This window comes from Ciceribacter ferrooxidans (assembly GCF_004137355.1).
GTDB lineage: Bacteria > Pseudomonadota > Alphaproteobacteria > Rhizobiales > Rhizobiaceae > Allorhizobium > Allorhizobium ferrooxidans.
In genome coordinates this window covers 1-262 of the sequence record NZ_SDVB01000113.1, presented here as the reverse complement: position 1 = coordinate 262, position 262 = coordinate 1, and the positions used below count along the sequence as shown (strand labels likewise).

Annotated in this window: 1 pseudogene; it reads right to left on the bottom strand. The window is 64.1% G+C overall.

The features are described 5' to 3' along the window. Window positions 1–143: 143 nt before the first annotated feature. A pseudogene (locus EUU22_RS04010) lies at window positions 144–262 on the bottom strand (ABC transporter permease); the annotation flags it as partial.

Below are 262 nucleotides of genomic sequence, written 5' to 3'. Positions count from 1 at the left end.
TGTCGACATGCGTGAGCGAAATCGAGACCGGTCCGGAAGGCACCGGAGGAGCGGGAGCGATATCCGTCCCCCGTCCCGCGGCGACATCCCGCCCTGACGGGCCGTGATGAAGGCTTGCTGTATGGCGGATCATGTCGGTATCCTCACTTCTGATAGGCGGGGTTCCATGCCAGCATCCGTCGCTCGAGCGTGCGCGCGATCTGGTCGGCAAGCTTGCCGAGCGCGGCGTAGATCAGCAGGGAAAGGATCACCACGTCGGTCA